This window comes from Paenibacillus kobensis NBRC 15729, assembly GCF_004000825.1.
GTDB lineage: Bacteria > Bacillota > Bacilli > Paenibacillales > Paenibacillaceae > Paenibacillus_T > Paenibacillus_T kobensis.
Genome location: NZ_BILZ01000003.1, coordinates 58,289 through 71,197 on the forward strand (window position 1 = coordinate 58,289; position 12,909 = coordinate 71,197).

At 50.2% G+C, this 12,909-nt stretch carries 12 protein-coding genes; 6 read left to right on the forward strand and 6 right to left on the reverse strand.

Going from position 1 to position 12,909, the window contains the following annotated elements; all coding sequences use genetic code 11:
• Positions 1 to 459 precede the first annotated feature (459 nt).
• Positions 460 to 1,341 carry a LysR family transcriptional regulator gene (locus PKO01S_RS03395; RefSeq protein ID WP_127529895.1) on the reverse strand — a complete coding sequence of 294 codons (882 nt, stop codon included), beginning with the start codon at positions 1,339 to 1,341 and terminating at the stop codon, positions 460 to 462.
• Between the two features lie 654 nt (positions 1,342 to 1,995).
• Here PKO01S_RS03395 and PKO01S_RS03400 point away from each other — a divergent pair.
• Together PKO01S_RS03400 and nspC are read left to right on the forward strand one after the other, a co-directional pair.
• Positions 1,996 to 3,231, forward strand: a complete 1,236-nt coding sequence (locus PKO01S_RS03400; protein ID WP_127529896.1) for a saccharopine dehydrogenase family protein — start codon at positions 1,996 to 1,998, stop codon at positions 3,229 to 3,231.
• Positions 3,232 to 3,233: 2 nt separating this feature from the next.
• Positions 3,234 to 4,361 carry a carboxynorspermidine decarboxylase gene (gene nspC, locus PKO01S_RS03405; protein WP_127529897.1) on the forward strand — a complete coding sequence of 376 codons (1,128 nt, stop codon included), beginning with the start codon at positions 3,234 to 3,236 and terminating at the stop codon, positions 4,359 to 4,361.
• Between the two features lie 63 nt (positions 4,362 to 4,424).
• On the opposite strand, the gene PKO01S_RS03410 is transcribed toward nspC, so the two are convergent.
• Positions 4,425 to 4,919, reverse strand: a complete 495-nt coding sequence (locus tag PKO01S_RS03410) for an SRPBCC family protein (RefSeq protein ID WP_127529898.1) — start codon at positions 4,917 to 4,919, stop codon at positions 4,425 to 4,427.
• 139 nt (positions 4,920 to 5,058) lie between these two features.
• Positions 5,059 to 5,526, reverse strand: a complete 468-nt coding sequence (locus PKO01S_RS03415) for a phage tail protein (RefSeq protein WP_127530053.1) — start codon at positions 5,524 to 5,526, stop codon at positions 5,059 to 5,061.
• Between the two features lie 154 nt (positions 5,527 to 5,680).
• Between PKO01S_RS03415 and PKO01S_RS03420 the strand changes: the two genes are divergently transcribed.
• Positions 5,681 to 6,703, forward strand: a complete 1,023-nt coding sequence (locus PKO01S_RS03420) for a DUF4349 domain-containing protein (protein ID WP_164779461.1) — start codon at positions 5,681 to 5,683, stop codon at positions 6,701 to 6,703.
• 72 nt (positions 6,704 to 6,775) lie between these two features.
• On the opposite strand, the gene PKO01S_RS03425 is transcribed toward PKO01S_RS03420, so the two are convergent.
• Positions 6,776 to 7,120, reverse strand: coding sequence for a DoxX family protein (locus PKO01S_RS03425; protein WP_127529900.1), 345 nt, complete (start codon positions 7,118 to 7,120; stop codon positions 6,776 to 6,778).
• A gap of 261 nt (positions 7,121 to 7,381) precedes the next feature.
• On the opposite strand from PKO01S_RS03425, the gene PKO01S_RS03430 reads away from it, so the two are divergent.
• The gene (locus PKO01S_RS03430; protein WP_127529901.1) at positions 7,382 to 7,957 is read left to right on the forward strand and encodes a dihydrofolate reductase family protein; all 576 of its coding nucleotides are present in this window, start codon (positions 7,382 to 7,384) and stop codon (positions 7,955 to 7,957) included.
• 105 nt (positions 7,958 to 8,062) lie between these two features.
• Here PKO01S_RS03430 and PKO01S_RS03435 read toward each other — a convergent pair whose 3' ends face one another.
• A complete protein-coding gene (locus PKO01S_RS03435) occupies positions 8,063 to 8,947 on the reverse strand; it encodes a LysR family transcriptional regulator (RefSeq protein WP_127529902.1) in 885 nt (294 codons plus the stop codon).
• Positions 8,948 to 9,067: 120 nt separating this feature from the next.
• Between PKO01S_RS03435 and PKO01S_RS03440 the strand changes: the two genes are divergently transcribed.
• Both PKO01S_RS03440 and PKO01S_RS03445 read left to right on the forward strand, forming a co-directional pair.
• Entirely contained in the window at positions 9,068 to 10,447 is a 1,380-nt protein-coding gene (locus PKO01S_RS03440; protein ID WP_127529903.1) for an MFS transporter, read from the forward strand.
• A 297-nt stretch (positions 10,448 to 10,744) separates the two neighbouring features.
• Complete coding sequence (locus PKO01S_RS03445; protein ID WP_127529904.1) at positions 10,745 to 12,400, forward strand: Ig domain protein group 2 domain protein; 1,656 nt, start codon at positions 10,745 to 10,747, stop codon at positions 12,398 to 12,400.
• A 58-nt stretch (positions 12,401 to 12,458) separates the two neighbouring features.
• Here the strand turns inward: PKO01S_RS03445 and PKO01S_RS03450 are convergent, their stop codons facing one another.
• Positions 12,459 to 12,893, reverse strand: coding sequence for an SRPBCC family protein (locus PKO01S_RS03450; protein WP_127529905.1), 435 nt, complete (start codon positions 12,891 to 12,893; stop codon positions 12,459 to 12,461).
• Positions 12,894 to 12,909 lie beyond the last annotated feature (16 nt).

The window sequence follows — 12,909 nt, forward strand, 5'->3', positions numbered from 1 at the left end:
ACCTCCAAGGAAAAATTTTACTGTAATATTGTAACATATATAGATTGGACAAGGAGGTTGCGGTACATAAAAAGCGCCTAAAGAATAGGCGCCGGACGTTGGATGCAAGCTTTATTTTATTCGTAATACTTTCGCCATGTTTAGGCTTTGATCGAGAATGTATAGTTGTGCTATAACTTAGAGAATAAACTAAATTACTTGCATGATATCTCCGAAGATTCGGAGGCTTTCTCGAGAAAAATACTTTCCAGCCAATGGTTCGACAGCTTAAGAAAAATTAGAAACGAAATCGTCCATAGCGGAGCAAGCTGCTTCGTGTTTAATGATCGGAATCAGAAGGAGATTCTATTCCAAATCTACAATACTGACCTGGACGAATTATTTCTATAAATATAACGAACATGTCTACTACTTCAATAGAAAGTCCAGCGAACAATAAATTAGCGTGATTTTCGTTCGTTATCTAACCAATTCCTGCGCGAGAAACTCATAAAGCTTGTGACTGGCCGACGGAAACGGATAGGCGGATTGCTTGCATAGGATGCCAGTGGTCATATGAATGAGGCTTCCGCTGATCTTCCTAATCGCAGTCCCTTCTGTTGCGGACTCCGCCATGATCTTAGGAATTAAGGCGACTCCGAACCCGTTCTCTACGTAAAATTGCAATGCCGTCATACTGCCGATCTCCATCGCATCCTGGACCGCAATCCCTTTGTCCAGCATGACCATCTCCAGCTTCTTGCGGTAAGGACAAGTCTCGGAAGTGACCAACAGCCGATGCCCTTGAAGATCCTCCGGCGCGATCATATCGTTCTGCGCAAGCGGGTGACCGCTCGGCATAATGGCTACGAATTCTTCCTGGAACAACGGCTCGAAGTAGAAGTCCGATCTGATTTCCGGCGCCGTGCACAGCGCGAATTCAAGATCGCCTCTTAGTAATTGCTCGCTCAGAACCGCCGTGCCCGCAATGTCCACGGAAACTTTAATTTTCGGATGGGCCGACATAAATGCGCTTAGGATGCGCGGCAGCCGGTAGCTGGCTGTCGGTTCGGTAACCCCGATACGAACATGTCCCGCTTCGCCTGATTTGAGATCCGATAGGCTTGCTTGAAGATGCTCCATCTGCTTAACGATTTGCAGGCTCTGATCGTAGAAAAGCCTTCCCGCTCCCGTCAGCGCCATGTCCTTGCCCCGCTCGATCAATGGAACTCCAAGCTTGGCTTCCAGCCTCTGCATTTGCATCGTGACGGTCGATTGCACATAGTTCAGTTCCTGTGCGGCGCGCACGAAGCTTCCGTACTTCACAATCATCTGAAAGGTTTTCAGTGTTCTGAGATCCACATGTCTCCCCCTCTACGTTGGTGTGTTATCGGTTGGCCGCCGACCGGAAGCAGCAGAAATAAAGGCCGCTCGACCAAGCGCTTTTTGAAAATTGTGTCCATGTTGTTACTTGGAAATATTATATCGAAAATTTTTTATTTTTTTGTATTGCTATATTTAAGGTTTGTGATATTATGAGTTGTGTTGTTGGAAAGTTGTTATTCAAAATATACGAGGATCTTTCCAAAAGCAGATAATTTTTGACCACATCCACTTACGGACGTTAAGGCCATACGGACAGCCGGGTCAAATGCCGATTGGCAACTTTGTTGCCTTATTGATTGAGCGAAGAGCTCAAATTTTATAAGTTTTGGTTTCTTTACGACCAGTGCGTTAAGAGCGCATCAACTTGTGAAACGATCAATAAGAGTATTAAAGGCGATTATTTGCTATATAGACTCTGATCCGTTATCGATATATTTTGAATATTAATGTGCTTCCTTTAAAGCCATGTCCCATGTGATGGTGACATTTAATATTCGCAATTTATATCAAACAAGTGTGATTCGCGACGATGCGTTTTTACGACTTGTTTTTTTTGTGCGTAAAAATCGATCGTTTGCCGGGAATATGTAAGTTTTAACCAAAAAATCTATGAGGTAAGGGGATTGAGAAATGGGCAAAGCGTTAGTTATTGGTTGTGGCGGTGTGGCATCGGTAGCAATCCACAAATGTGTTCAAAACAGTGAGGTTTTCGAAGAAATCTGTATCGCAAGCCGTACAAAATCGAAATGCGACGAACTGAAAGCAAAACTCGATGGCGGCAAAACGAAAATTACGACTGCACAAGTTGATGCAAACAATGTTGATGAGCTGATCGCTCTGATCAACGAAGTAAAACCGGACATCGTTATGAACCTGGCTCTGCCTTATCAAGATCTCACGATCATGGATGCATGCCTGGCAACGAAAACACACTACATGGACACAGCTAACTATGAGCCGGAAGATACGGCTAAGTTCGAATACAAATGGCAGTGGGACTACCGCGAGCGTTTCGAGAAAGCCGGCATTACGGCTCTTCTCGGCAGCGGCTTCGACCCAGGCGTAACGGGCGTATTCTCCGCTTATGCACTTAAGCATTATTTCGACGAGATCGAATATATCGACATTCTCGACTGCAATGGCGGCGACCATGGCTATCCGTTCGCTACGAACTTCAACCCAGAGATCAACATCCGCGAAGTATCGGCTAACGGCCGCTACTGGGAGAACGGTGAATGGATCGAAACGAAGCCAATGGAAATCAAGCGCGAATATAACTTCGCTGAAGTTGGCCAGAAGGATATGTACCTGCTGTACCATGAAGAGCTGGAGTCCCTTGCTGTTAACATGCCAGGTCTGAAACGCATCCGCTTCTTCATGACGTTCGGCCAAAGCTACCTGATGCACCTTCGCGCACTCGAGAACGTGGGCATGACTTCGATCGAGCCAATCGAGTTCGAAGGCAAACAAATCATTCCGCTTCAGTTCTTGAAAGCTGTATTGCCGGATCCAGCATCGCTCGGACCGCGTACGGTCGGCAAAACGAACATCGGCTGCATTTTCCAAGGTAAAAAAGACGGCGTTGCGAAAACATACTACGTGTACAACGTGTGCGACCACCAAGAGTGCTACAAAGAAGTCGGCTCCCAAGCGATCTCCTATACGACGGGCGTTCCTGCCATGATCGGCGCAGCTATGGTTCTGACTGGCAAATGGAACAAACCAGGCGTATACAACGTCGAGGAGTTCGATCCGGATCCATTCATGGAAGAGTTGAACAAATGGGGACTTCCATGGGTAGAAGACTTTAATCCTGTACTGGTTGACGACGGCCAAGAAGCTAAGCAACCAGCGCTGGTTCGCTAATAATGCGGTTCGAAGAACTGCCAACGCCTTGTTTTGTCGTCGATGAGGCACTCATCGAGAACAATCTGAAGATCCTGAGCGGCGTCATGCAGCGCACGGGAGCTAAGATTATTTTGGCCCAAAAAGCATTCTCTATGACAACCATGTACCCCCTTATTGGAGAATACTTATGCGGGACGACAGCAAGCGGCTTATACGAGGCTCGATTAGGCTATGAAGAAATGGGCAAAGAAACGCATGTCTTTGCCCCGGCTTATCGGGAAGAAGAGATCGACGAAATCCTCTCGATCTGTGATCACATTATCTTCAACTCCTTCACTCAATTGGAGAAGTTCAAAGACAGAGCTCTGCTAGCCGGCAGGAAGGTCGGCTTGCGCATCAATCCGGAATGCTCGACTCAAGTGGGGCATGAGATCTATGATCCGTGCTCCCCGGGCTCCAGATTCGGTGTGAAACGGGAAGACTTCCGACCGGAACTGCTGGACGGTGTATCCGGACTGCACTTCCATACGCTCTGCCAGCAGAACTCCGACGACTTGGCGACGACGCTGCAAGCGGTCGAAGAGAAGTTCGGCGAATGGCTTCCTCAGATGGAATGGATCAATTTTGGCGGCGGCCACCATATCACCAGAGAAGATTATGACCTCGACACTCTTGATGCTTGTATCAAGCGTATGCAGGAGAAGTACGGCCTTGAGGTTTATCTCGAGCCTGGTGAAGCGGTTGCGCTCAACGCAGGTTACTTGGTCGCATCGGTATTGGATCTTCATAAGAACGGGATCGACATTGCGATTCTTGACACCTCCGCCACTTGCCATATGCCAGACGTATTGGAAATGCCGTATCGTCCACCGCTGTTCGGAAGCGGCGAATCTGGCGAGAAGCCATTTACATATCGGCTTACCGGCCAAACCTGCCTGACGGGCGATGTAATCGGAGATTATTCATTCGACCAACCGCTGCAGTACGGCGACCGGCTCGTGTTCGGCGATATGGCGATTTATTCGATGGTGAAGACGAACACCTTCAACGGCACTCCGCTGCCCGCTATTGCTGTCAAAGGCAAGGATGGAGACTGCCGCGTCGTGCGCGAATTCGGCTATCAAGATTTTAAGACGCGCTTAGCGTAATATAGATGCCGCATCACCAATAAGGCCATCCTTCCGGATGGCCTTATTCTATCTAACACTTCTTTATTTACGGCCTGCGGAGATTCCGGCGTTTCGCCTTCTTTCCATTTCCCTTTCCAGGCCCTCCCTTCCTCTAGCCATTGCCCAGTAATGGTTCGAGCGGAAGACTGGCTTCAACATTGGAGACAAGTACTTAAGAAGAGGCTTCTCCGCGTTTACATACCAATCGAACCGTGCATTAACATATTCCCCATCCTGCTCAAAGGTCCACGTACCGCGGCCTGCCAAATCTCCTTCCGCTTTCAAAGATATAGAATGGGGTGCATTTTCGGCGGTTTTACACGATTTCCAGCGCAGTTTGTATGGCAGCTTGCCTTTCGAAAGAATTGCGAAAACCTCTCCGTGCGTCTCCTCATCCTTCCCCGCGTCCTCAATATTTAAGTACACTTCAGCCCACCATCTTTGATAACCCTTAAAGTCAGCGCAAATCTCGTAAACATCCCTAATGTCTCCCTTAACACGCCAATCTGTCGGCATATAATACTCATTCGCAGCCATAGTTCCTCCCGTGTCCACCTCAAGTGGTAAATGCAATAAATATCCATTCTATGCAGTACCACAGACATCCTTCTAGCAGGTGCCACATCAAGCTAATGAAAAATAAGCCTCTATTCCACCTAGGAATAGAGGCTCTCCATTAATACTGCCCTTTAATAACAAAGAATGTACCCCGAATCGTTCCCGCTAGCTTCGACTTCTGCCTAGCGAACTTAAACTTCTTCTCTTCCAACTCCTTCGGTACTTCCATCCCCTCCGAAAGCTTAAACCCAACGGCCCGCTTCTTCGGGTCATCGATCGTATACAACACGTTGACACCAAGACCGTCCTCGTAGAAAACGAAGGTCCAGTCGATATTCTCCACTTGAAGACGCGCGGTTTCCAAAGGCTTGGCTGCAAACTCAATCCCGCGCTCTTCTTTCAAGATCCGGGTCACATATTCAAGGTTGTCCTGGCTTTCGCTAGCCGGTACAACCGCAAATTCATGTTTGTATTTGTTCATAAAGTAACGGGCTTCATTCGCACGTAATCCAGCAAGCGCTTCCGCTACCGGTGATGATTCTAAGCCGACTGTGGACACATTTTTAAAATCAACGATATACGACATCATGATCCCTCATCTTCTATTAGGGTTTGGTTGGTTCACATGGACTGATCATATCATACTGGCCACTATCTATTGCAACATATTGATAACCGATACGTCTATATGGTCATCATCAAGAATATTCCATGAAGACCAATGCCAGAGGGGGATCTACATGAGATTAGAGAGAAAAAGAATCGTTCCGCTTATCGGGTTATGGCTGGCGGTCTTCCTGCTTACTGCAAGCCTTGCCGCCTGCGGCAGCGGAAGTGACGACAAGTCCTCGAGCGAGGATGCAAAAGCGGCAGAGGCCTCGCCGCCCGCTATGGCACGGTCAAACTCGGAGCTCAAGAACGAGACTACGACCGCAGATGCTGCAACTGGTACGGCGAGCCAGACAGACAGCGGAATAGCGGATACTTCCGCAATGGCGAATGTCCATCGGCAAGTAATCTATACCGCAAATCTTCAAATGCAAGTCAGAGACTTTGCCAGTGCACGCAACACCATTGACCAGTTAATCATCAGCAGCGGCGGGTACCTGCTCTCCTTCGCGGAAGATGAATCATCGAACCGGCTGAGCGGATCGTTCAAGATCAAGGTGCCCGCCAAGGGCTTTGATTCCTTCATCGATTCGATCGACAAGCTGCCCGATAAGAAGCTGAGCAAAAATATTAGCGGCGAAGATGTGACCGAAGAATATGCGGACCTCTCCGCACGTCTAAAGGCCAAAGAAGCGGCAGAAACGCGGTTGTTCTCTTTCATGGAGAGCGCCAAGACTTCCAAAGATCTTGTCTCCTTCTCCAACGAGCTTGCCCAAGTCCAGGAAGCCATTGAGCAGATTAAGGGAAGAATGCGCTACATCGACCAGAATGTCGACTACTCTACGGTCGACATCGACATGTACCAGACGCTCAGCAGAGACGGCCGCGAGGTGGACTTGGACGAGAATCCTGGTCTGATGACGAAAGCCGGAGACGCTCTGCGCCATAGCGCGGATATGATCGTCGCACTTGGTAGAGCGCTCGTTATTGCTGCGGCCTTCTTGCTGCCGCTGCTGCCATTCGCCGCGATTGTCATCATAATAATTGTCATTGTGAAACGGCGCCGCCGCCAACGTGCTCAAGCCGAGTCCGAGACACGCAGCATTTCGCACCAGAATGACAACACGCCGACAAGTGATGACCACTTAACGTGATGTGCCACCCGCTATCTTAAGGATAGCGGGCTTTTTTTATTCCGTCCGCTCGCTCTGCCTGTTGCTTGACTCTTAGACTTGCACGGCAACCAACACGGCTGCAATTACCGTAATCACAAACGCAGGCACTGCTTGCCCAACGGGATGTTTGACCCTGAAATGCGAGAGGCATGCCACCAACATGGTGACCCCAATCCAAATGCCTGCCCATGCCGCTACTCCCCGGTCCCAATAACCGATGACGAGCCCGGCAGCACCGATTAATTGAACGATCCCCGTAACCACTCGGAACCATTGCGGTAGTCGAAGCGATTCGAACATTTCAACAAAATTTTTCGATCCTGTCAGCTTGGTTGCTCCGCCAAAGGACATCGAGACGAGCAGAAAGCTTTGTAAAATAACGAAAAGGATATACATACGTTTCTTCCTCCTACTTAGGATTTGGTTGCGACTTATTCGATCCAATTGGACACCATTTGGTGGCTGTTTTTATTATAGGACACCATTTGGTGTCCTGTCAACACAGAAAAGTCCGACTCCGAATAGCGATTCGGCTTCATTTCCGCTTGAACCTTACGTAGTGTTAAGATTTATAATGAACGTACCAGCAGGATGAAACGCGGGTTAACAGCCATAAAAGTCGAACATAATAAATTCGAATTCGGAGGAGAAACGAACATGAGAAAACTCGTTTTATTTCTGCACGCATCGCTTGACGGTTTTGTAGAAGGGCCGAACGGAGCAATGGACATTGGCTGGATTTCCTACAATGCTGATTTGGAGAAACACGCGAAAGAAATTTTGAGTACTGCCGACACTGTCATTTGGGGACGCGGGACTTATCAGATGATGTACAGTTACTGGCCATCTGTGCCTTCGAACCCATCAGCTTCGCAGCATGAACGGAATCATGCGGAGTGGATCGAAAAGACCGCCAAAATCGTTTTTTCCACGACACTGGAGAAGGTCGAATGGAACAATTCCAGACTGGTGAAAGAAAATGTCGAGGAAGAGATCAAGAACCTCAAACAGCAGCCAGGCAAGGATATAGTCATCCTCGGCAGTCCCAGGTTCGCGCACTACCTTATGCAGCTTAATTTAATAGATGAGTATAAAATAACGGTTTCTCCCGTCCTGATCGGCAGCGGGTTGCCGTTATTCCAAGGTCTCAAGGAGAAGATCAATCTTGAACTTATCGAGAATAAGACATTTGATTCTGGAGCCATAGGCCTCGCTTACCAGACGCTCAGATGATTTTGTCTTCTAAGCAGATTACGCTGACTAACGGAGAAAGATAGCCCCATAACAAGAGGCAGTCTAAGACTTTATATTCCAAGTCTTAAGACTGCCTTTCGTTACCTATCGCTCCATGGATATGTTCTTGAAATACTCTACCACTACCTCACGGAATTCCTGAGCCGCCCGCGAAATGTAACGACTGCGGTGCCATGACAACGCGATCTTCCGTATCAATTCATGATCCTCCACTTGGAGGTACCGGATCGGTTCCCGTAAGTTCCTTGCCGTGCTGGGCATGAAGGCAATGCCGATTTCGGCTTCTACAAGTGAGCTTAACCTTGCCGGTTCATCGCCCTCATACACGAACCTCGGTACGAATCCGGCCGACTGGCACAAAGAATCCACGAAGTCACGTGCGCCAAAACCTTTCTTGACTCCGACGAACCATTCGTCCTTAAGCTCAGCCAGAGACACGCTGCTTCGGTCGGCTAGCCGGTGCCCCTTGGGCACAGCCACAAGGATGGGATCGATGAATACAACCTGGGACTCAATGTCGCTGTCTTCTATCGGCGGTGACGATAAGCAGAAGTCGACCTCTCCCCGGTGAAGAAGCGCCGCCATTTTCTGAGTCCTGACCATTTGGACATGAAATTGGACATTAGGCCGTTTTGCCCGAAATTCTCGAAGGAGCTGCGGCAGCGTGCTTGCGGTTGTCACCGCCAGCTCGATACAGCCGTTCTCCGGACTGGACAAATCGTTCATCTCCTGCTTCCCCTGCTCTAACTCAAATAATGCACGTTCCGCACGGAGCAGAAATCTTCTTCCGAACTCATTAAGCCGGAGTCTTCTCCCCGTTCGATCGAATAGAGGAACCCCGAGATCCTCCTCCAGACGTTGAATCGTCTTGCTAAGCGACGATTGCGTCACATGAAGGCTTTGCGCGGCCTCCGTCATATGCTCCGTACGGGCCACTGTAAGAAAATATTGCAATTGAAGAAGTTCCATTCCGCCCCTCCGCTCATTCCTTCTAATCAATGGAATCATAACACAAAATGCGTTGGAGTAAATGTCTGCCTTCAAGTACGATTCCATTAAGAGATGTTTCTATCTAATGGGGGGCTTAATATGAATGCACGCGGCTCGTGGCTAATGATTTCCGTTGGATTGGGGATGCTGCTCAATCCTTTGAATTCTTCAATGATTGCTGTAGCGATTCCCCGGCTAAGTCATGCCTTTCAACTAAACTTTACCGTTATTTCGTGGATTATTTTCTCCTTCTACATCGCAAGTGCGATTACGAACCCTGTCGCAGGTAAGGCAAGCGATTTATTCGGCCGCAAAAAAATCTTCCTTGCCGGGCTTATCATCGCCCTTGCCGCATCCTTACTCGCACCTTTCTCACCCAACTTCGGTTGGCTCATTGTGTTCCGCATTATCCAATCGATCGGAACCAGCATGACGATTTCCGTCGGAATGGCCATTATTCGCATACATGTGAAGGAGAAGCAGGCGACTGCGCTGTCCGTTCTGACCATCTTCCAATCTGGGGCGGCGGCCATTGGGCCGTTTATCGGCGGGGCATTGATTCACTGGTGGGATTGGCCCGCCATCTTCTTCGTCAACATTCCGTTCGTCGTCTTGAGCTTCCTGCTGTGTTGGAGGATGATTCCCTCGGACGAGGCGTCTTTAACCGCACGCGGCATGTCCTTTCGTGAATGGCTGGTTGTAATGGATGCGACAGGAATGGTGTTCTTCACGGCGGGGCTGGTCCCCTTGTTGATTGGCTTATTATCAACGAAATCATCCGGTCAGATAACGGCTGCGAATGTCATAGCGGGGCTGGCAGGGCTGGCTCTGCTGGGGGCTTTCATACGGCATGAATTAAAAGCGGCGTCGCCCTTTATTCCTATACGCACGCTTGCCAAGTATCCTGCGATCACTTGGGTGAATATCGAATTTATGGTCGTCAACTTGCTGTTCTACGCACTCTTCTTCGGGATTCCGTCCTACTTGCAAACGGTCCGCCATATCAGCGAGTTCCACACGGGAATGCTCATGTTGAGCCTAGGTCTATGCTCGCTCCTCGCATCCCCGCTGGCCGGACGATGGATAGATAAAGCCGGTCCACGGCCAGCACTGCTTGTGTCCGCCATTCTCATGGCCTTGGGGTCCGCGTGGATTGTGACATGGAATCATACGTCACCCATGATCAGCGTAGGTTTGGCGTTGGCTGCGTTCGGCATCTGCAACGGGCTTAACAGCGTCGGAATGCAAGCCGCCTTATTTAAAAGTTCTCCGAAGGACATCATCGGTGTCGCTTCCGGCATGTTCAGCACATCAAGAAATCTAGGGGCCATTCTGTCGTCGTTATTGATAGGCGTCGTAATGGGGAATCAGTTCAGCTTCGAGGGGTTTCGAGTGCTTGGAATCATCCTCACGGCTATCGCATTGTCCTTGACGTTCACAAGCCGGAGACGCAGGGAATCCAGCCCATCTTCGCAATGAGGAACGGCGCTATCCGTGATGGACTTGTTCTGGAGATTAAAATCCTCCAGAAACCGATGCAGTTTGGCATTTGCCCGGAAAATCTTCATGAACGCGATACTCTCTATGTTTAAATTTACAAATCCTTCGGGACCCCATGACTCTTCCATAATAAAGTTCTGTTCTAATAGACTCGTAACAACCATTCAACAGGCAAGGAGGGACATTGAAGTTCGCAGGAGTATCGCGATGAACGGTATTGTTGACTGCATGGGCTCTCGGAATGAAGGAAACCATTGAGGAGATGGAGGAGAGAAAATGAGCAAGAGCAACCCAGTATGGAGCCGCACGGCAGGGACTTATCTTTTAGCGTGCGCTATTTTAATGAGTGTCATCAGCATACCTGGGGCCGCGTTTGGCGAGGGACCTGCCGATCCGGCTCCGGTACTGCAGCCGACGGGCACCTCGAACGGCAAGAAAGTGTTGTTCGATAACACACACGGTCAAACGGCGGGCGCCGCGGACTGGGTGATTGACGGTGCTTTCTCGGATTACGCGCAGGCTTTAGCTGGACAAGGCTACTACGTCAAAGAGCTGCGCAAAACGACCCCGCTCACGCTGAGCGATCTATCGGGATACAATGTCTTCGTTATCGGCGAAGCGAACATCCCTTACAAGGCATCCGAACAAGCTGCGATGCTGCAGTACGTTCAGAACGGCGGCAGCATCTTCTTCATCGCGGACCATTACAATGCGGACCGGAATAAGAACCGGTGGGATTCCTCCGAAGTGTTCAACGGGTACCGCCGCGGCGCATGGACGAACCCGGCCAAAGGGATGAGCACCGAAGAGGCTAACTCCGACGCCATGCAGGGCGTCGTCAGTTCGGACTGGCTAGGAACGAACTTCGGCGTCCGGTTCCGTTATAACGCCATCGGGGATGTTACCGCGAATACTATCGTCTCCCCGTCGCAAGCGTTCGGCATCACCCAAGGCGTATCGACCGTAGCGATGCATGCAGGTTCCACACTTGCCATTATGGACCCGCTCAAAGCGAAAGGAATTGTCTATCTGCCTTCCACCACGACGAAATGGTCGAGTGCCGTCGATCAGGGCGTCTATGAAGGCGGCGGCGTGAATGAAGGGCCGTATGTTGCCGTCTCGAAAGTCGGACTCGGGAAAGCCGCTTTCATCGGCGACTCCTCTGCCGTCGAGGACGCAACGCCGAAGTATAAGCGCGAAGAGACCGGGGCTGCGAAGACGACTTACGCCGGATTCACCGAACAAAATGACAGCGCGCTGCTCGTCAACCTCGCCAACTGGCTATCCGTTCAAGAATCCTACACTAGCCTGAATCAAGTAAGCGGGCTGACGCTGGACCAACCGACCTCGCTGCTTGCAATGGAAGATCCGGCTGCATCGACCGAGCCGCAAGCAGAACCATGGGCGGCACCAGCTGCCGACTACAAATGGTGGGACCGCTGCACGTTCAAGACGGGCTCCTACGGAGCCGGCACCTGTACCGTTACGAACCCGTCAACAACGCTTAACGAAGGTTTCGAGAGCGGCAGCAAAACCGCGTATACGACTGGAAATGTTACGCTCAGCACCGGTTCGTGGACGTTCAATAACGCGCTTATCGGCAATTTGAGCACCGACAAGAAGACCGGCACGCAATCCGCCCGCGTTCGCGCGGCTGGATTCATCCAAATGAACTTCAACGTGGCGTCTGCAACAACCGTTAAGCTAAGCGTGGCGAACTTCAACACTGACTCGGGCGCGACTTGGAAGCTGCAGAAATCGACGAATGCAGGGACAAGCTGGACCGACGTTACGACCGCAGCAGCCGCGACCTCGACCTTGACCGAGAAGACGATTACCGTCAACTCGACCGTTCCCGTCCGCTTCAAGATTGTCGTTGCCGGCACGGCCGACAGCCGGATCAACGTGGATACTTTCTTGGTTGTGAATTAGTCCGATTCTTGAAGTGGAATACAAAAAAGGATGGCGGGATGCCATCCTTTTTGGCTGCCTATTCCTTTCCTGCGACGGCGAGCTTATCTGCATATCGGGCAAGGTTAGATACCGTCTCGTACAGCTCCTCTTGGCAAAAGCCCATCTCTTGAGCCATTTGCTCCGAATTCGGTCCTTCGATTTCGATGATGTGAGTAATTTGAGTGCCGGAGGATAGAGGGGTCAGTTCATGCCGGCCAACAATCGCATGGTCGGGTCCAATCGGGGTTCGGTCGACAAAACATTGCCCCTCTACGACTTGAAGCAATTCAAACGCAAGCTCAGGCCCTCCTGCCGGCTGCAGCACTCCCGTTGTTCCCGCTGCGAAAGGCCCCTCCGGCCGATAGAAGGAAAGACCGTAATCCCACTTCGACCAATTGCTGAAATCGCAATAGATTTGCCACACCTCGGCCGATGACACCTTGGTTTGTTCCGTTGCTGAAACCGTCCACATCTAGCATCCCTCTTTT

Bases quoted from the DNA above. Each gene is read 5' to 3' on its own strand.
- PKO01S_RS03400 (WP_127529896.1), top strand. From the start codon at position 1,996: ATGGGCAAAGCGTTAGTTATTGGTTGTGGCGGTGTGGCATCGGTAGCA.
- nspC (WP_127529897.1), top strand. From the start codon at position 3,234: ATGCGGTTCGAAGAACTGCCAACGCCTTGTTTTGTCGTCGATGAGGCA.
- PKO01S_RS03410 (WP_127529898.1), bottom strand. From the start codon at position 4,919: ATGGCTGCGAATGAGTATTATATGCCGACAGATTGGCGTGTTAAGGGA.
- PKO01S_RS03415 (WP_127530053.1), bottom strand. From the start codon at position 5,526: ATGTCGTATATCGTTGATTTTAAAAATGTGTCCACAGTCGGCTTAGAA.
- PKO01S_RS03420 (WP_164779461.1), top strand. From the start codon at position 5,681: ATGAGATTAGAGAGAAAAAGAATCGTTCCGCTTATCGGGTTATGGCTG.
- PKO01S_RS03425 (WP_127529900.1), bottom strand. From the start codon at position 7,120: ATGTATATCCTTTTCGTTATTTTACAAAGCTTTCTGCTCGTCTCGATG.
- PKO01S_RS03430 (WP_127529901.1), top strand. From the start codon at position 7,382: ATGAGAAAACTCGTTTTATTTCTGCACGCATCGCTTGACGGTTTTGTA.
- PKO01S_RS03435 (WP_127529902.1), bottom strand. From the start codon at position 8,947: ATGGAACTTCTTCAATTGCAATATTTTCTTACAGTGGCCCGTACGGAG.
- PKO01S_RS03440 (WP_127529903.1), top strand. From the start codon at position 9,068: ATGAATGCACGCGGCTCGTGGCTAATGATTTCCGTTGGATTGGGGATG.
- PKO01S_RS03445 (WP_127529904.1), top strand. From the start codon at position 10,745: ATGAGCAAGAGCAACCCAGTATGGAGCCGCACGGCAGGGACTTATCTT.
- PKO01S_RS03450 (WP_127529905.1), bottom strand. From the start codon at position 12,893: ATGTGGACGGTTTCAGCAACGGAACAAACCAAGGTGTCATCGGCCGAG.